An 18,004-nucleotide genomic window follows, 5' to 3' on the forward strand; every position below is an offset into this window, starting at 1 on the left:
ACGTCGATTACTGTTCTTCCAATCGGCGAGGGTGGCTCGGTAATGCTGCCCTCGTCATCCTTTTGTCGGGCTCCCGGAACAGGCGGCGCACCCAGTGTGGTGAGGGAGATATCGCTTGCTCGCCGAGCGCCTCATTGGCCGTTACTACATGATGGCGCACGGACCCGAAATCGGGCAGGAATGTGCTGATGTCAGTTCCCAGCCGTAACCTTGTCCGATTAACGTCCGCCTCCCTGCTCATAGGGTTTGCTGCGCTCATGGCTATCGTGGTCACAAATTTCTGGCTTGGCCAGAGATCGCAATCCTACTTCGATGATGCGATCGCAGCGCGAAACACCCGGGTCGCGGCGGTTGAATTGAGAAATGCAATGCAGACGGCTGAGGCGTCCGAACGCGGTTTCGTGATCACCGGCAACGAAATCTATTTGGGACCATATCAAACAGCCAAAGCCCAAGCGCAGCGCCACCTCGAAGCGCTGCAGACGTTGCTGACTTCCTATCCCGACTCCCAATCGACGCTGCACCGGCTCACCGCAATCGTTGCCGCCAAGTTTGGAGAGTTCGATCAGACGATAGCACTCAAGCGCGACCAGCGGGATGCAGAGATCTCAGCGTTGTTCCGAACGAACAGAGGTAAGGCTCTGACGGACGAAGCCAATGTGTACTTCTCGGGTGTTATCGGGCGGGCGGATGACCGACTTACATCCGGTGTCGCCGAGCAGCGTGCCAACAGCGGATGGCTGCGGCTTGTTTCTGCAGTCGGCGGGCTTGTCATCGTCGTCGTCGTTGCCGGGGCTGCCTATGCAGCCGCTCGTTACACCAGAGAACTTCGCAAGACACGCGACGAGGTCAATGCACTCAACAGCGACTTGGAACTACGTGTCAGCACCCGAACTGAAGATCTGGCAAGGGCCCGCGACCGGGCCGAGGTGCTTCTATCGGAAGTCAATCACAGGGTCGCGAACAGTCTGGCACTGCTCTCGTCGCTTGTAACTCTCCAGTCAAAAGCAGTCGGGGATAATGCGTCAAAAGATGCACTGGCCGAAACCCAGGACCGCATCTTCGCGATCTCGCTGGTGCACAGGAGGCTCTACAGTTCTTCCGATGTCCGCTCGGTTGCCCTCGACGAATACCTTGCTGGGCTGCTCGATCACCTGCGAACGTCGCTTCGAAGCCAGGGACATGGCGTAAGGCTCTCCTACGAGGTAGATCCGATCAAACTCGAGACAGATGCCTGCATCAACCTTGGGGTGGTGGTCACTGAACTCGTTACAAACGCGTTCAAGTATGCCTACCCCGATGGGGCGGGAGACATTCAGGTACGGCTCACAGCACTGCCGGGCGAACAAGCGGAGCTGCTGGTCGAGGACGCCGGTATCGGGAGGGCCGAGGGCCTGCCCGCCAAAGGTACAGGGGTGGGCAGCAGGATCATCAATGCCATGGGTGTCAGCCTTGGCGGCAAGATAGAGTATCGCAATCTCCAACCGGGGACCGCGGCTCATTTGGTGTTTTCGACAAAACCACGGCGTGCTACCGCGGTTTTGTAGACAGCTGAGCCACTCAGTAGAAAGTTACCGTCAAGCGAATGCGCGTTGACGAGAGGAGAAACGGTGTTTGGTCTAAAGAGGAGGACTGCCCGGCTGCTCGGCCAAGCGATAGCTCTGCTGCTCATTTCCTCTATGGCCGGGCTTGCTTCGGCGCGCGCCCAGGAAGGTGCCCCAGGCATCACTAGGCGGGCGGTGTTTCCCGTCTTCGACCCAAATGCACCCTCATGCAGTGCCCCGGTCGGCCTGAGCAAGGTTTTGGCCTATGTACAGGAAAACGACCGGGACTTTTTGCAGGGGGTTGATCACGGCCTATCCCTGGCGGCAGTAAATCGCGGCTTGGGGTATCGAAGAGTTCTGGCTGAAAATGACGTCGGCAAGGCCATAGACCAGGTTCACTCTCTCGTCGCGGCGAGGGTTGGCGCCATCGTGGGCACGTCTTCGGATCCGGTGGCTTTCGGCCCCTCGCTTCAGCAGGCGATCTGGTCGGGAGCGTTTGTCGGCACGATCGTGCCTCCACCCGCGACGTTGCTGCTCAATGCTCCGCAATATCGTACAGGCAAGGTGCTAGCTGACGCAGCGATCGAGCACATCAAGGCCAAGCTCGGCGGGAAGGCCAAGGTCGTTCTGCTGACCCAGGACACCATGGAGTTCCTGGCCCCTCGGTTCACGGCAATGCGAGATGGCCTGAATGCCATTCTCGGCGTGACAATCGTAGCCGACATCGCACCGAAGCCGGTCAACAAGGAAGGAGGGTTCGCCACGATGCAAACGATCCTTGTCGCCAACCCCGATGTCGACGTGGTGCTTGGCGGCGATGCCGTCGTGCTGGGCGCGCTGGAAGCATTGCGCGCTGCCGGCAAAGACAGGCCGGATCAATTTCTCGGCGGAATTGATGGCGAGCCAGAGGCGGTTTCTGAAATCAGAAAAGCGGACAGCCCCTACAAGGCGAGCATCGCCTTGTCATCACCGGTTTTCGGGTATGCCATGGGGCAGTTTGCGGCCGATTGGCTCGACGGCAAAAGCATCCCGCAGGCTATGGATATCCTTCCCATTGCACTGACACGCGCCAACCTTGAGTGGTACAATGCCGACTTGCTGGATCCAGCCTCGGTTTACGCCGATCCAGCACGCCGTGATCACTACCTGAAGATGTATGGAAATATCTGTTACGACAGCCGCAACGAGTATGTGAATTTTCCTTGGTCGTCAGAGCTGAAGTGATCTCTTGGCTTGAGGGTCGGCGTGTCGCACGATGGAACCCGCAGCAGAGATGGGTAGCTCAAAAGCCAGTTATGGGTACAAGGCACAGCCGCGATCACGGCCGTGAGGCCCGACAGGCAATTCCTGTCCGGGGGGCGGGCTCCCCAACTCGCGTTCAGAGGGTCGAGGGGTAAGTTAGCAACCACACGAGGATCCACGATGGCGGAACTTGTCACGACGGCGCCCGAACACGCTTTCCCGCCAGCCTCGCTTGAAGAAGGACGACGACAAGCAGGAATAGTCCACGGATTACGGATTGCCAGTACGCTGAGAGCGAAATCCAGCCCATACCGTTCTCAAAGTTCAGGATGTTGAAAAGGATGCCCAGCAGGAGGACGCCAGCAAGCGTGGTCATCACCGAGCCCGAGCCGCCGGTGAGCAGCGTCCCGCCCACGACCACCGCCGCGATAGCGAAGAGTTCCCAGCCGACGCCCTCGATCGGTTGGCCGGCGCCAAATTGCGAGGCAAGGATGACGCCGGCCAACCCCGCGAGGCCGCCGCTCGCGGCATAGACGAGAAACTTGACCCGGTCAGTGCGCAGTCCCATCAAGCGTGAGGCGTCCTCGCCACCGCCAATTGCCAGCACCGTGCGTCCTGCGCTGGTATAGTTCAAGCAGACGGAGCCGATCACATAGGCGGTTACCGCAATCACCGCCGGGACAGGAAACACCCAGAAATTTCCTTGACCAATCCTGGTGAACCCTGAGGCGTAAGATACCGAGACGGTTTGATTGCCGGCAAGCAGCAGCGCCGAGCCGCTGGCTGCCAGCATCGTGGCGAGGGTTGCAATAAATGGCATCAGCTTGCCGCGGGTTATGAGGAAGGCATTGATCAGGCCCGCGGCAAGCCCGACGCCCACGCCGGCCGCGAGCCCTGGGAGCATCCCAAAAGGACTTGCCAATGCGGAGGCGACACTGCCCAAGGCGGCTACGGAGCCAACGGACAGGTCGATGCCGCCGGTCATGATGACGAAGCACATCCCAAGGGCGACGAGCGCGAACATCGAGTTATAGCGCATGACGCTCATGACGTTGAAGAAGCCCAGGAAACGATCGTAGCGCAGGAATCCGAACAGAACGAGCCCCGCAAGGGCAACCAGCACACCGTAGGTGCCGATGATGCGGACAAGATGGGCGCGGTTCACGGCCTATGTCCGATGCTGCTGCTGTAGCCAGACAGCAAATGCGATGATGATCGCCTTCACCACAAGCGCCGCAGCGTCGGGCACCCCGTTCGCAAGCAGGGTATATCGAACGAGCTGGATGGTGAGCGCGCCGAGCAGGGTACCGATAATGGTTGCCTTGCCGCCGCTGAGCAACGTTCCGCCGACGGCGACCGCGGCGATGGCATCCAGTTCCATGCCCGACCCGACAAGATTTGCGTCACTTGAGGAGTTGATGGCGATGACGATGAGTCCGGCCAGCCCGGCGCAACTCCCGCTAATGGCATAGACGGACAGCTTGATTTTGGGGACGTCAATGCCTGCGAGTTCAGAAGCCTTTTCGTTGCCGCCGACCGCAAGGATACTACGTCCGAACACGGTGCGTTTCAGGATCCAAGCCGCGCCCGCAACAAGCATCATCATGATGATGACCTGAGCAGGTATATTGAAGGGGCGGGCAAGCCCAATCCATTGGAATTGTGGCACGCGAAATGTCTGCAAGTTGCCATTGGTCATAACTTGCGCGATCCCTCGCCCGGCGATGAACAACACCAGCGTTGCCACTATAGGCTGGATGCGAAAGCGGGCGACCAACCAGCCGTTGAAGAGACCAAACAAGCTGGCGACAAGGATCGACGCGCTCATAGCCAGCGTCACGGCTACGTAGATATTATCAATCGGAAAGATCTTGCCCATGAAGATCATCGGAGCCAGCGCGCCGGAAATGGCCATCAGCGAGCCGACCGAGAGGTCGATGCCGCCGGTTGCGATCACCAGCGTCATTCCGACCGCAACGATGACGATTGTACAGACCTGCGTGAGATTAACGTTGAGCGTCTGCATCGTCGCGAAGTTCTGGGTGTAGGCAAGATTGAAGGCCATTAGCAGCGCCAGCACGATCACCATTCCGTAGCGTGCCAGAAAGCCGAACAGATCGAAGCCGCGCGTCCCGGTGTCGCTAGCCGTTGAGGGTCTCGTCAGCTCGGTCACGCTTACACCTCCGCCGGTGAACCGCCATGCGCCATGGCTGCGATGACGTCCTTTTCGTTGGCGGCATCGCCTTCTAGCTCGGCCACGCTGATACCTTCGCGCAAGACGAAAATGCGGTCCGCGCCCTCGATCACTTCTTCCAGTTCAGAGGAGATCATCAAAACTCCCAATCCCTCATCGGCGAGCCGTCGGATGAGACGCTGGATCTCGCCCTTTGCACCGACGTCGATGCCGCGCGTCGGCTCGTCAAGGATAAGCAGCTTTGGATTCATCGCCAACCAGCGGGCAAGCAGGACCTTCTGCTGATTTCCGCCGGAGAGTTCGCGAACCCTCTGGTTCGGGCCGGAACATTTGATGCCAAGTTCGCGGATGAACCGCTCGACGATTTCACGCTGCCGCGTCTCGTTCAGGACACCGTTGCGGCTGATCTTCGGCAGCAGCGCAAGTGTGACATTCTCCGCCACCGTCATTTCCGGCACGATGCCCTCGGCCTTGCGGTCCTCGGTACAGAAGCCCATGCCCGCGGCGATGGCATCGGCCGGGCCGGCAGGGCGGTAAGGCGAGTTCTCTATCGTCATGTCACCGGCGCTGAGGGGGTCGGCCCCAAACACAAGCCGCGCTGTTTCGGTGCGGCCGGCGCCAAGCAGGCCCGCAAAGCCTGCAATTTCGCCACGACGTACGTCGAAGCTTACACGGCGTACCGACTGTCCGGCGGCAAGGCCGCGCGCGGAAAACAACACATCGCCTAGCTTGGAGCGATCGCGCTCGCCGAAGGCTGTTGCGTGACCCTCGACCACGGAGACATCGCGGCCGAGCATCGCCGCCACCAGCTCGAGCTTGCTGATGTCCTCCATCTCAGCGCTTCGCACCGTCCGGCCATCGCGCATGATCGTAACCCGATCGCAAACCTCGAAGAGCTCGTCGAGCTTGTGGCTGACGAAAATGACGGAGACGCCCTCGGCCTTCAACTGCCGGATCACGTTGAACAGAACCGCAACCTCACGCTCGTCAAGGGAAGAGGTCGGCTCGTCCATAATGACGAGCCGGGCCGAAAAGCCGATTGCTCGGGCGATCGCCACCATCTGCTGGGTGGCGGTGTTGAAATCGCCGAGCGGACGGCGAACGTCAATGAGGATCGAGAACCGGCTAAGCAGGCGTTCCGCATCCGCGTTCATGGCAGACCAGTCCAAGAGGCCGTAGCGGCGTTTCTCACGACCGAGGCAAATATTCTCGGCCACCGAGCGCAGCGGGACGAGATTGACCTCCTGGTAGATGGTGCTGATGCCACTGAGCTGCGCCTCGTGCGGCGAGCCGGCCTCGAATGGACGGCCCTGGAAAAGGGCCACGCCGGCGTCCTTGCGATGGTAGCCCGTAAGCACCTTGATCAGGGTGGATTTCCCCGCCCCGTTCTGGCCGATGAGGGCGTGGACTTCACCCGCACGGACCTGAAGCGTGGCCTCGGTCAGCGCCGGGATGCCGGCAAATTTCTTCTGGATTTCGCGCATATCCAAAAGCAACCGAGCGGATTCAACCGGCTGAGCGGTCATGGGCCAAGCTCCGAATGGCCCGCCCGCGGATGTGGGCAGGCCATGAAAGTGCAATCAAAACGCGATGTCGAAATCCTTCTTGGCGTTGGTGGCGTCAAAGAAGTGATCTTCGTTCTTGATGAAGGGCGGGATTTTCTTGCCGGCGGCGTAGTCGGCCATGGTGGCGAACGCCTTCGGCCCAAACAGTGGGCTGCATGCGCAAATAGCGCCGATTTTACCGTCGATGATCGCCTGCACGCCTTCTTTTTCCCCGTCGATCGACAAGATCAGGACGTCCTTGCCCGGGGCCTTGCCGGCAGCTTCCAAGGCGGCAATGGCCCCCAGGGCCATCTCGTCGTTGTGGGCATAAATAATGTCGGCGTCGGGATGCGCCTGGAGCAGCGTCTCGGCCACCTGGCGGCCCTTGTCGCGGGCGAAGTCGCCCGACTGGGACGCCAAAATCTTGAATTCCGAGTGCTTCGCGATGAAATCGTCGAAGCCCTTCTTTCGGTCGGTCGCTGCCGACGCGCCAGTCGTGCCTTCGAGTTCGATGATCTTCGATTTACCGTTGGCGTTCTTGACCAGCCATTCGCCGATGCGGGTTGCCTCCTCGATGAAATCGGAACCGATGAAGCAGACATAGTCCTCGCCGGGCTTTGCCATCGTATGGTCGACGTCCCGATCGATCAGGAAGACCGGGATGCCGGCATCGCGGGCGGCTAGGACGACCGGCACCAGCGGTTTGTCCTCGCGCGGAGGCAAGAAGATAGCGTCGACGCCTTGTGCGATCATCGAGTTTACGTCGGCGGCCTGCTTTGCAGACGACCCGGCTGCGTCGGTGTAGACCAACTGATGGCCGAGCTTCGCGGCCTCGTCGTGCATGCTCTTGGTCTCGGCCAGCCGCCAGGGATTGTTGCTTTCCGTCTGCGCGAAGCCGACCTTGTACTTGTCCTTTTTGGCAAGTGGCGGAAGCGCCGCGAAGGCCCGCGATCCTAGTGTGAGTGCCGCGGCGCCAACGGCGGAGCCTATTAACAATTTCCGACGGGTAATGATCATGCTCTTTCCTCCTTGATTTGTCGTTTTTGACGACTGTGAATGTTCCTCACCATCCTTGCATTGGCGGCTGCCCGCTTTGCCTTTGGATTTCCTTGGCCGCTATACCGCCTCCAGGATGAAGTCGGCGCAGCGGTCGCCCAGCATCATCGCCGGCGCGGCCGTGTTGCCGGCATTGATGTTAGGACAGGCCGACATGTCCGCGACCCGCAGATTGTCAATCCCGCGCACGCGCATCGCAGCGTCCAGCACCGCCATCCGATCGCTGTCGGGGCCCATCCGACAGGTCCCGGCCGGATGGTAGTTCGTCTTGACGAACCGCTTGCAGTGCTTCGCTAAAGCCTCGTCACTGTCTTCATTGCCTGCCGGCACGGCTATGGCCTTCACGCGATCAGCCAGCGGTTTCGTGCGGAATGCCTTGAGGAAATAGCGCTGGCCCGAGATCATCTCCTTCATGTCCTCTGGGTGTGCGAGCAAATGAGGAGAAACGACCGGCATGTCCTTTGGATTGGCCGAACGAAGCTTCACAAAGCCGCGCGACTTTGGCTTCACAACCACCGTCGTTACGGTCAGCCCATAGGTATTGGCGACCAAAGTGAGGATGTCGCGGTCCAGGTACACGTGCGGCACGCAAAATACTTGGATCGTCGGCTCGCCTTCGGGATCGGCAGGATTGACGAAAGCTCCCGCCTCGACCCCAGCAGACAGGATCGTGCCGGTGCCGAAAAGCTTGAACTGCAGACCGTTTCTGACCATTCGCCAGCCTTGGCCCTGCTTGAAGTAGCCATAGGATCCGTTGGTGGTGGCGATGATCGGCACCTCAGGATGGTCGATCAGGTTCTCGCCGACCCCTGGCAAGTCGGCTGTACAGGCGATGCCATGCTGCGCAAGCGCATCGGCGGGGCCGACGCCCGACAGCATGAGAAGTTTCGGCGAAATCAGCGCGCCTGATGAGATGATGACGTCGCCGTCGGCATAGGCGGTGTGTTCTGTGCCAGAGGAATCCACATAGGCGACTCCTCTGGCGCGCTCGTTTTCGATCATCACGCGGCTGACCGCACAATTCAGTCTCAGGGTGAGCCTGGGATCACGCAATAGAGGCTCGATGAACGCATAGGCGGCACTGCTGCGTTTTCCACCGCGGTTCGTGAACTGGTAGAAGCCTACGCCGCGCTGCGAAGCTCCGTTGAAATCATGGTTGTAGGGCAGTCCCAGCCCTTGCAGCGCCTGCACGAACCAGCGCGAAACATCGTCAATATAACCGGGATCGGAGACAAGCAGGGGGCCGGTGGTTCCGTGCAACTCGCCGCCAAGGCGGTTGTTACCTTCCATGCCGGTGAAATGCGGCAGCACGGCCTGCCAGTTCCAGCGGATACCGGCATTGTTGCCACGCAGCAATTCATCCCATTCGTCATAATCTGCGGGCCGGCCGCGCATGTAGACCTGGGCGTTGACCGAAGTACCGCCACCCAGCACGTTGCCTTGCGAGATTTCGTGGACGCGGCCGTCGAGGTGCGCCTGAGGTTCGGTGCGATGATAGCTCATGAATTTTGAGCCGTTGATCATCTTAAAAATGCCGGGCGGCATGTCGAGCAGCGGATGGCGGTGCGAATGCCCAGCCTCCAGCAAGAGAACCCGCCGGCCCGCTCTCACCAGTCTGGCCGCTACAACGCAGCCCGACGCTCCGCCGCCCACGACAATATGATCGTAGGACCTCGTCATCCTTCCTGTCCGTCAGGTGTTTCAAAGGTTCCGCGGACATATTCCCATGCCGAGGCAAGATGGTTGAGCAGGGCCCGCTCGGCACCATCGGGGTCACGCTCGATGATCGCGGCACAGATGTCACGATGGCTGAGGAAATTCACCCGATTGCGCTCAGGCGATCTCGGCATGCGCAGCCAATGCGGGGAGAGCCAGGCAGTAAACGCCTTATGCACGGCGGGCAACACCGGGTTGCGCGCGATGTCGTAAAGCACCGCGTGAAACGCCACATCGGTGGCATAGAAGTTCTCGGAGTCCGGTATCGCGGCCTCGTTCACCGCAAGTGCCGCCCTGAGCGCTGCGACATCGTCCTTGCGGGCGCTGATCGCGGCACTGCGAGCCAAGGCCGCTTCCAGGAAGACGCGCATGTCGTACAGAGTTTTCACGCCGGCCTTATCGACCAACAAGTGGCCGACCATGCCTTCCAGCGCGCCAAGGGCTGTATCGAGCCCCGGACGACGGGCCACCGGGCGAAAGCGGGGGCGCGCTTCGACTAGCCCCCGGCTTGCCAGCCGGGCGATTGCTTCGCGCACCACGCCACGTCCCACGCCGTATAGCGCCATGAGTTCCCGCTCAGCCGGCAGATAGCTGCCATCATCAAGCTTTCCGGAAATGATGTCGCGCTCGATGCCCGCTACCATGATGTCGGCCGCGCGAGCAGATCCGACCATCGCCGGCGCTCCCCGATGCTGTTCCGTCTGCAGCAAGCCTGATCTCCATGTCGCACCTCCATTAAGGCGCAAATCGGACCAAAGCACAAGCAGCTACGATATTTCGTCGGACCAAAATGGCGGCTGCCCGGCTTTAACGTTGCAGTTAGGCCATTTCTGATGCAATTATGGTCGTACCAAATTCACACGCACAAGAGGACTCCGATGTGAGCAGCACGGCAATCCAGGGCGTCGAGACACGGCTGTTCCGTGTGCCACTGCGCGAAGAGATGAGCGATGCCAAGCATGGCGCCCACACCCATTTCGAACTGGTGACCGTGACTGTCAGGCTTACCGATGGCAGCGAGGGTACCGGCTATACTTACACGGGCGGCAAGGGCGGCCATGCCATCCGCGCCCTCATCGAGCGTGATCTGACGCCCTTTTTGCTTGGGCGCGACGCCGCTGACATAGATGCCGTCTACGACGGCATGTTGTGGCATATTCACTATGTCGGGCGCGGCGGCATCGCTTCCTTTGCAATTTCGGCGGTCGATATAGCTTTATGGGATCTCAAGGGCCTGCGGACGGGCCTTCCGCTCTGGAAGATGGCAGGCGGAGCAGGCCGAACTGCGAAGGTGTATCGCGGCGGCATCGACCTGAATCTCACCCTTGATCAGCTCCTTTCCAACATCGAATCTTATCTCCAGGCAGGCTTCACGGCAGTGAAGATCAAGGTAGGTAAGGACAACCTTGCCGAAGATGTGGCCCGCGTGAGAGCCGTCCGGGAGCGTATCGGACCTGATACGCCGTTGATGGTGGATGCGAACTACGCGTTGGATGTTCCGCGCGCGATCGAAGCGGCAAAGGCTTTCGCGCCCTATGACATATTATGGTTCGAGGAGCCTATCATTCCCGACGACTATGAAGGTTACGCGACCATCGCGCAGGCAACTGGCATGCCGCTCGCGATGGGAGAGAATCTGCACGTGATTGAGGAGTTCGAGCACGCCTTTGCGTGGTCGAGGCTGTCCTATATCCAACCGGATGCCTCGAATTGCGGTGGCGTCACCGGCTGGCTGCGGGTCGCTCACCGTTCACGCAAGGCCGGGGTGCCGGTGTGCAGCCACGGCATGCAGGAACTTCACGTCAGCCTCGTCGCTGGCCAGGAGAATGCCGGGTGGGTCGAAGCGCACAGTTTCGACATCGACTCCTATACAACCAGGCCCTTGGTGCTTCATGGCGGGCTAGCAGTGGCACCCGACGAGGCGGGCGTCGGTGTGCTATTCGACTGGCAAAAATTGTCGGCAGCCAGCGCCGCTTAGCTGGCATGCAGGTGAACGCTCCACTCTAGCATCCCAGTTGGCGATAGCGTGGCCTTGCGCGTTCACGTAATAGCCGGGGGCCTCGATATGGGCGATATTGCTTTGGCGGCGGACCTGATTCCGCTCGGCCGGCGCCAACCACGCCACCCAGCTCCCACCCGGCGCCGGCCACCTTCGGCTTACCGATTCATCAGGTACGTCTGGCCAACTGCTCGCCTTCGCCAAATCACATCACGCAAGGGCGCTTTTCAAAGAGGGGGCGGAAAGCAGGTATTCTCCAGTTTCACCGACGAGAAGGACCGTCTCCGGGTTCGCCCAGAGATCCTGTTCCGAAAGGTGGCTCGGAGACGGACAACGGGCGCCTCGTGGCGAGGAGCGCGACGGCAAAGCAGGCCACCAGCGAAGTCGGCGATCGCAAAACCAGCTTGTCAATGTCACGCCTCGAAACTTAGGCGGCAAAATCTCGACGTCGCGATCCGGTCAAAACTCCGATATGCTCAAGCAAAGCATTGGGGGTGACATGGACCCGATCAAGAGCCTAGTCGTGGTGCGGGATGACATAATCGCCGCGATCCTTCGCCTGGAAGCAATCCCGGAAGACGACAAGTATTATGGTTTCGCTCTTCAAGAGCGCGGCTACTTGAAGAGCGTGGTTATCAAGATCGAGGCCGACATTCGCATATTGCAAGAAACGCTATAGATGCCGACCGAATCGCTTCGGGTGGCTAGGTTCGCACCTCGCCATCGAGCAAGCTTTCAAGACCAATCCTGGCGACCAGATCGAAGTCGGAAATGGCTATTCGTTCGACAGGGAGCCGGGCGACGGTGGCACACACTGCGCGCAAGCCTGTGATCGCGGCGGTTCGGTGCACGACCGACATGCATGAAATGGGCAACGTTCGATTGGAACAGCTGTGCGCAGGAAGAAGACGAGGAGCAGTGATCGACCCCCTCTCATTAATCCGTTCGCGCCTTTGCCGGGGTGGTTTGACTTGTCCACGACCTGAAAGACCGCACACCTTGGCCTCGAAGCGGTCGTTAATTTCAATCCGGCCCATCCTTACCAATCGTGTATGCGTCGGATTGGGCAGCCGACCGAACTATGCGAAAGACGGGTTGATCTTTCGCGTTCCTGCGCAGCCGGGAGAGCTTCGCTAGGAAGATCTCTACATTTCGCCTCTGCGGCTGTCGCCGTTGTCCACCGCGGGATTGACCTCAGACGCAGCATTCATTCGCATGGTGCAGATCAGTCCCGATTTGTGGAACTTCAGAGTGACGCGTCCGGACGTGCCGGACGCAAACACGCGCTCGAGGAGCTGCGTGCCGAAGCCCTTTCGCTCGATCGGTTCGACGGGCGGACCTCCCCGTTCGCGCCATTCTAAATTGAGCCAGCGATGCTGTTTTTGACCGACGAGCTTCCAATGAATCGACACCGTGCCGGTTTCGTTCGACAGTGCTCCATACTTGAGCGCATTCGTCGTAAGCTCATGAAAAGCCAGAGCGGCCGAAAGAGCGACGTTCGGTGATAGCCAGACCGACTCGCCGCTAATCCCGAAGCGGTCGATCGGTGCGTGTGAGCTGACCGATGTGGCAATCAGATCCCTGACGTCGGCGCCACTCCAGTTCTGCTGAATAAGCAGATCGTTGGCCTTGGCCAGCGAGACGAGACGGCTGGAGAGCGTGCGTCCTGCTTCAGCCAGGCTTGTGGCGTTGCGAAGTGTCTGGGAGGCAATGGACTGAACCACGGCAAGGATATTCTTCACGCGATGGTTCAGCTCATTGGTCAGCAATTTGAGCTGCTCCTCGCCGCGTTTGCGTTCCGTTATGTCGAGGCTGATTTGAACGGCGCCAATAATGCTGCCACTGGGGTTGCGAATTGGACGTGCGCTGGAAAGTAGAAGGCGCTCGATACCTGACGGCAACGTGTAGACGAACTCTTCGTGATCCGTCAGCTGCCCGCGCATGGCGCGGCTAAGAGGGCGGTCTTCGCGGCTCACTATGTGCCCGTCCTTGACGGCCACCGTGTCGATGACAAGGTCGGGGCTGCCGAAGGTTTTGTGCGCGTCTGTCGGCAGGCCCATGAGTTCTGCCGCGAAGCGGTTGCGGATGACCTGAAGAGCCTTCGGATCATAGGTAAACCAGACTGCCGCCGGCGCTGTCTCCAACACCGCCTCCAGCTCGTAGCGCCGTTCGGCGATCGCCCGCTCTGCATCCACCATCGCCTGGGCGATGGCAGCGAACTCCGTAACCGAGGTCGACAAGGCTTCGACGCTGCGGCCGTGACCCAGCGCTTCGGCCCGTGTCGCCAGTTCAGCGGTGGCCCGGGTGAATCCTTTGCCGACGAAATATGCCAGAGCAACCGAGACAAGAAGCGACAGGAGACCTATCCCGCAGATCGCCGCAAGCGAGCGCCAGAGCGGCGCCTGCGCTGCTGCAAGCGGCACGTTTGCTGTGTAAAACCAATCAGAGTCCGGAGACCTGTAGTAGCCCGCCAGCAGCGTCTCCCCTTCGAAATTGCGTGACGTGAATGAGCCCGAGCGCCCGACTATCTTTTCCACGTATTCGGGCAATCCGCGCTTCCCGGTCCATTCGTCGTGGAACCTGGAACGTGCAACGTAATTTCCGTCGCGATCTCCCACGCCCACAGTCCATCCTTGCGGGACCGCCGGCATCAGAACATCGCGGATCCGGGCAGTCGGCACAGAAAGCGTAAGAAGCAGGTCCTCCCCCTTCGGGGCGGGCACCCGAACGGCAACAGCTACGCGGTATTCGCCCGAGCCTTTGCCGCTGAAGACATCGCTAACGAAAACACCGGAACGGCTGAGTTTCTCGCGCTCGACAGAAGCTATAGGTGCGACTGACGGCAAGGCGGCACCGTAGCCTATTTCGGTGTTCATCAGCTGATTGCCGCCAAGATCGCGCAGGACGATCGTCCGGTCCGTCCCGTGGACAAGATCGAGCGCCTCGCGGTGAAAGGCTTGCAGATCGCCACTGGCGAGCGCGGCGGATTTGGACAGGCCGTCGAGGATGGTTTTGAGATTCGCCAGCTCGCCCTCTACAACGAGCGACACCTGGCGAGCCGTTTGCACGGCATCCTGCTCAAAACGATATCGTTCATGCAGGGCATATTGGCCTAGCAGATAGCCGGCAAACAGCCACACCGGGACAACTGCGGCGGCGGTCAAAGCAAGCAGATGCGATCGAACTGATCGACGAGGCAAGTCCATATCCCGTGCCGGCTCAGGAACCTCACCATAATCGGCGGGCCACGAACGGCAAGCGTTAGTTTAAGCGAATATAATGCTTCCGGTGCGCCGTGGCGCACGCGATAAGGTGCCATGGCCGCCGGTCACTGCCGTGGGCTACTCTTTGACCGCGCCGGTCATTGACGACACGTAGTGCTCGACGAAGAAGGAATAAAGGATCACCACCGGCAGCGAGCCTATCAGGGCGCCTGCCATAAGCGAACCCCATTCGTAAACGTCGGAGCGGACCAGCTCGGTCAGCACGCCCACCGGCACGGTCTTATTCTCGGACGACTGGATGAAGGTGAGGGCGTAAATGAACTCATTCCACGACAGCGTGAAGGCGAAGATACCCGCCGAGATCAGCCCTGGTACCGACAGCGGCAGCACGATCTTGGTTAGCACTTGCCAGCGGCTGGCGCCGTCGATGAGGGCGCACTCCTCCAGTTCGAAGGGAATGGAACGGAAATAGCCCATCAGCAACCAGGTGCAGAAAGGCACCAGGAAAGTCGGATAAGTCAGGATCAAGGCAAAGGGCGTGTCATAAAGCCCGAGATTAAACACCATCACCGACAGCGGAATGAACAGGATGGACGGTGGGACCAGATAGGCGAGGAACACGGCCAGCCCGACCTGGCGCGAGCCGGAAAAACGCAGTCGCTCGATCGCATACGCAGCCAACACCGCGGCGACAAGCGACAGCACGGTAGCGGCGGCCGCAATAATCGTCGTGTTGAGCAGCCAGCCGGGATAGGAGGTCTCGAAAAGCAGATAGCGGATGTTCTGCAAGGTCGGGTGGACGACCCAGAACGGGCTCGATGTATCGTAACTCGTCATTTCTGCGTTGGGTTTGATGGCGGTGATCGTCATCCAGTAAAAGGGAAAGAGCAGCACGATGACAAATATGGCCAGTGGGACATAGATCGTGACCACGCGACGCGGCATGCTTTGCAGATAGCTCATGCCACCTTCGTCGCCGCCGGCTGCGTTGGCCTTGGGGTCGGTCAGAGCCATCTCAATCTCCGCCGCCTTGCTGCCATCTGCGTCGCTGCAGGCCGAAATAGCTGAACAGGATCGCGCCTAGTAGGAACGGGATCATCGCCACGGCGATGGCTGCGCCTTCGCCGAGCTGCCCGCCCGAAATGCCACGTTGGAAAGAAAGCGTCGCCATGAGATGTGTGGCGTTCACCGGGCCGCCGCGCGTCAGCACATAGATGAGCTGGAAATCGGTGAAGGTGAACAGTACCGAAAAGGTCATCGTGATGGCGATGATCGGCGTCAGCAGCGGCAAGGTGACATAACGAAACAGCTGCCATCGACCGGCGCCGTCCAGCGTGGCGGCTTCGTAGAGTGATTGCGGGATCGTCTGCAGGCCGGCAAGCAGCGTTATGGCGACGAAGGGAATGCCGCGCCAGACATTAGCGGCGATCACCGAAGCGCGCGCGTTTTGCGGATCGCCAAGGAAGTTGATGTTGTGGTCGATGAGGCCCATCTGCTTGAGGGCCCAGGAGATGATCGAGAATTGCGAATCGTAGATCCACCAGAAGGCGATCGCCGATAGCACCGTCGGCACCACCCAGGGAAGAAGCACCACGGCGCGGAAAAACGATTTGAACTGCAGGTTCTCGTTGAGCAGCAACGCCAGCCAAAGGCCGAGGGCGAACTTCAGGATAGACGCGCTCACCGTGTAGAGAAGCGTGTTGAACACGGACAGCCAGAACACGCTGTCGTCCCAGAGGTATTCATAATTCTCAAGGCCGATGAAGACGCCCGGCCTGCCGATGCGGGCGTCGGTAAAGCCGAGCCAGACGCCCAGCCCGAGCGGATAGGTCAGAAAGACCAGCAGCAGCACCACTGTCGGCAGCATAAAGCCAAAGCTGAGCAGGCCACGGCTTTCGGCAATGCGCGACAAGAAGGAAGGGCGGGGCGGGGCGGCGGTTGTCACGGCCATGAAAGGCTCCTGTGGCGGGTATCGAGTTGCAGCAGTCCTTCGACCTTCGTGGACTACAGGCGCGCGGGCCCATTGGTCCGCGCTCTCTCCTTGCGGGCGCGTGCCTTTCGGCGGCACGTCGCGGCGCCTGCTGGGGTCGACTGGAAAACAACAAGCGTCTTCCCCCGCGAATGGAAGAACACGTCCAGACTACACCCGGTAATACCTGTTGGCGCGCTTTTCGGCCTCTTCCATTGCCTCCTGCGGTGTCGCCCGACCAGTCACCGCCTTGGCGAACATGTCGACCAGCACATAGTCGGCCATGGTCGCGGCGGACGCGTAGCCGAGCGGCCCTGCGTAGCCGTTGTTGCGCAGCGTCGCTGACGCCTTGGCATAGGGCGCATAGTTTGGATCGGCCTTCCAGATCGGATTGTCGTCGTAGGCCTTCAAGGTCTGGCAGCAATAGCCGGAAGAGCCCTTGATCCATTCCGACATCTGCGGTTCCTCGAACATGAACTGCAGATAGGCCTTGGCCGCGTTGGGATAGGGCGTGTAGTTGAAGATCACCGCCGAAGTGACCTGGTAAAGCTCCACCGCCTTGCCGACCGGACCGATCGGCAAGCTGGCCGTGCGGATGTCCTTGGCCATTTCAGCCAGCTTGGGATCCTTGTCCTTGTTGATCCTGGCTGTTTCATAGGCCGAGATACCGTTGGCGATGACCGACAGCTCGCCGGCCAGGAAGGCACGATTGTTGTTGACGTCGAGCCAGCTTTCGGTGCCAGGGATGAAGGTCTTGTAGAGGGCCTGGGCATATTCGATCGCCTTCAGCGTCTCGGGACTGTTGATCACCACCTTGCTGTTCTCGTCGACCATCTTGCCGCCATGGCTCCATAAGAGCCAGTGGGCGTAGTTGTTGCCGTCGCCGACGCCGTGGCCGTGGGTGAAGCCGGCTGGGTGGCCCTTGGCTTGCAGAGCCTTGCACAATTCGAGGAAGCTGTCGGTGTCCTTCGGGAACTCGGAAAAGCCGGCCTCCTTGACCCAACTCTCGCGGTAGACGATCGCGTTGCCTATGGTAGCCAGCGGCAGCCCGATGAACTTGCCGTCCTTGGTGGCGTAGCTCTTTGGGCCCTCGTGCCAGCCGCCATATTTCTTGCCCAGATAATCTCCGAGATCGGTCACATCGAGGAGCTTGTCGGGATATTGGAACGGATCGTCGAACCAGACGAACATCAGGTCAGGACCCGAGCCGACATTGGCGGCGACCGCCGCTTTGGGACGAATGTCCTCCCAGCTCTCCTTGTCGACGCGCACCTCGACACCGGTGGCATCGGTGAATTTCTTCGTCTGCGCCAGCCAGGCGTTCTCATCACCCTGGACGAATGGTGACCAGCGAAGGAGCCTGAGCTTGGCGCCCTTTTCGGGCGTGTATTTCGGCCCATCCTGGGCAAAGGCTGACGTGCCAAGCAGCCGGCTACCGATTGCTCCGGCCGCCGCAGCAACGGCGCTGGTGCGGATCACGTCTCTTCTGGTGTATCTCATGGCCATTTCCTCCTGT

The 18,004-nt window shown here is 60.1% G+C and carries 14 protein-coding genes; 4 read left to right on the forward strand and 10 right to left on the reverse strand.

Annotated features, from left to right (window positions below; genetic code table 11):
• The first annotated feature begins 188 nt into the window (after positions 1–188).
• Together FJ943_RS14025 and FJ943_RS14030 are read left to right on the forward strand one after the other, a co-directional pair.
• Positions 189–1,547 (forward strand): CHASE3 domain-containing protein, encoded by a 1,359-nt coding sequence (locus FJ943_RS14025; protein ID WP_140722233.1) that lies wholly within the window; start codon positions 189–191, stop codon positions 1,545–1,547.
• Between the two features lie 63 nt (positions 1,548–1,610).
• Positions 1,611–2,768 (forward strand): sugar ABC transporter substrate-binding protein, encoded by a 1,158-nt coding sequence (locus tag FJ943_RS14030; protein WP_224720320.1) that lies wholly within the window; start codon positions 1,611–1,613, stop codon positions 2,766–2,768.
• Between the two features lie 211 nt (positions 2,769–2,979).
• On the opposite strand, the gene FJ943_RS14035 is transcribed toward FJ943_RS14030, so the two are convergent.
• The 6 genes from FJ943_RS14035 to FJ943_RS14060 form a co-directional block, all read right to left on the reverse strand.
• A complete protein-coding gene (locus FJ943_RS14035) occupies positions 2,980–3,951 on the reverse strand; it encodes an ABC transporter permease (protein ID WP_140722236.1) in 972 nt (323 codons plus the stop codon).
• A gap of 3 nt (positions 3,952–3,954) precedes the next feature.
• Positions 3,955–4,959 carry an ABC transporter permease gene (locus FJ943_RS14040; protein WP_140722239.1) on the reverse strand — a complete coding sequence of 335 codons (1,005 nt, stop codon included), beginning with the start codon at positions 4,957–4,959 and terminating at the stop codon, positions 3,955–3,957.
• A gap of 2 nt (positions 4,960–4,961) precedes the next feature.
• Positions 4,962–6,506 carry a sugar ABC transporter ATP-binding protein gene (locus FJ943_RS14045; RefSeq protein ID WP_140619079.1) on the reverse strand — a complete coding sequence of 515 codons (1,545 nt, stop codon included), beginning with the start codon at positions 6,504–6,506 and terminating at the stop codon, positions 4,962–4,964.
• Positions 6,507–6,560: 54 nt separating this feature from the next.
• Positions 6,561–7,541 (reverse strand): ABC transporter substrate-binding protein, encoded by a 981-nt coding sequence (locus FJ943_RS14050; protein WP_140619081.1) that lies wholly within the window; start codon positions 7,539–7,541, stop codon positions 6,561–6,563.
• 99 nt (positions 7,542–7,640) lie between these two features.
• On the reverse strand, positions 7,641–9,260 hold the full coding sequence (locus FJ943_RS14055) for a GMC family oxidoreductase (RefSeq protein ID WP_140722243.1): 1,620 nt from the start codon (positions 9,258–9,260) through the stop codon (positions 7,641–7,643).
• On the reverse strand, positions 9,257–10,006 hold the full coding sequence (locus tag FJ943_RS14060) for an FCD domain-containing protein (RefSeq protein ID WP_224641807.1): 750 nt from the start codon (positions 10,004–10,006) through the stop codon (positions 9,257–9,259). The genes FJ943_RS14055 and FJ943_RS14060 overlap by 4 nt, the downstream gene beginning before the upstream one ends.
• Positions 10,007–10,176: 170 nt before the next feature.
• Here FJ943_RS14060 and FJ943_RS14065 point away from each other — a divergent pair, with 170 nt between their 5' ends.
• Together FJ943_RS14065 and FJ943_RS14070 are read left to right on the forward strand one after the other, a co-directional pair.
• A complete protein-coding gene (locus FJ943_RS14065) occupies positions 10,177–11,274 on the forward strand; it encodes a mandelate racemase/muconate lactonizing enzyme family protein (RefSeq protein WP_140619085.1) in 1,098 nt (365 codons plus the stop codon).
• Between the two features lie 520 nt (positions 11,275–11,794).
• Positions 11,795–11,974, forward strand: a complete 180-nt coding sequence (locus tag FJ943_RS14070) for a hypothetical protein (RefSeq protein WP_140722246.1) — start codon at positions 11,795–11,797, stop codon at positions 11,972–11,974.
• Positions 11,975–12,440: 466 nt separating this feature from the next.
• On the opposite strand, the gene FJ943_RS14075 is transcribed toward FJ943_RS14070, so the two are convergent.
• The 4 genes from FJ943_RS14075 to FJ943_RS14090 form a co-directional block, all read right to left on the reverse strand.
• Positions 12,441–14,501, reverse strand: a complete 2,061-nt coding sequence (locus tag FJ943_RS14075; RefSeq protein WP_140619088.1) for an HWE histidine kinase domain-containing protein — start codon at positions 14,499–14,501, stop codon at positions 12,441–12,443.
• A gap of 135 nt (positions 14,502–14,636) precedes the next feature.
• Positions 14,637–15,533 (reverse strand): carbohydrate ABC transporter permease, encoded by an 897-nt coding sequence (locus FJ943_RS14080; protein ID WP_140722249.1) that lies wholly within the window; start codon positions 15,531–15,533, stop codon positions 14,637–14,639.
• A gap of 1 nt (position 15,534) precedes the next feature.
• A complete protein-coding gene (locus tag FJ943_RS14085) occupies positions 15,535–16,470 on the reverse strand; it encodes a sugar ABC transporter permease (RefSeq protein WP_140619092.1) in 936 nt (311 codons plus the stop codon).
• Positions 16,471–16,659: 189 nt separating this feature from the next.
• Complete coding sequence (locus FJ943_RS14090; RefSeq protein ID WP_140619094.1) at positions 16,660–17,988, reverse strand: ABC transporter substrate-binding protein; 1,329 nt, start codon at positions 17,986–17,988, stop codon at positions 16,660–16,662.
• Positions 17,989–18,004: the final 16 nt, after the last annotated feature.

Source organism: Mesorhizobium sp. B2-3-10 (assembly GCF_006442275.1).
In the GTDB taxonomy this organism is placed as follows: domain Bacteria; phylum Pseudomonadota; class Alphaproteobacteria; order Rhizobiales; family Rhizobiaceae; genus Mesorhizobium; species Mesorhizobium australicum.

Excerpts from the sequence above, each read along its gene's own strand:
- FJ943_RS14025 (WP_140722233.1), top strand. The coding sequence starts at position 189 with ATGTCAGTTCCCAGCCGTAACCTTGTCCGATTAACGTCCGCCTCCCTG.
- FJ943_RS14045 (WP_140619079.1), bottom strand. The coding sequence starts at position 6,506 with ATGACCGCTCAGCCGGTTGAATCCGCTCGGTTGCTTTTGGATATGCGC.
- FJ943_RS14050 (WP_140619081.1), bottom strand. The coding sequence starts at position 7,541 with ATGATCATTACCCGTCGGAAATTGTTAATAGGCTCCGCCGTTGGCGCC.
- FJ943_RS14055 (WP_140722243.1), bottom strand. The coding sequence starts at position 9,260 with ATGACGAGGTCCTACGATCATATTGTCGTGGGCGGCGGAGCGTCGGGC.
- FJ943_RS14070 (WP_140722246.1), top strand. The coding sequence starts at position 11,795 with ATGGACCCGATCAAGAGCCTAGTCGTGGTGCGGGATGACATAATCGCC.
- FJ943_RS14075 (WP_140619088.1), bottom strand. The coding sequence starts at position 14,501 with ATGGACTTGCCTCGTCGATCAGTTCGATCGCATCTGCTTGCTTTGACC.
- FJ943_RS14080 (WP_140722249.1), bottom strand. The coding sequence starts at position 15,533 with ATGGCTCTGACCGACCCCAAGGCCAACGCAGCCGGCGGCGACGAAGGT.
- FJ943_RS14085 (WP_140619092.1), bottom strand. The coding sequence starts at position 16,470 with ATGGCCGTGACAACCGCCGCCCCGCCCCGCCCTTCCTTCTTGTCGCGC.
- FJ943_RS14090 (WP_140619094.1), bottom strand. The coding sequence starts at position 17,988 with ATGAGATACACCAGAAGAGACGTGATCCGCACCAGCGCCGTTGCTGCG.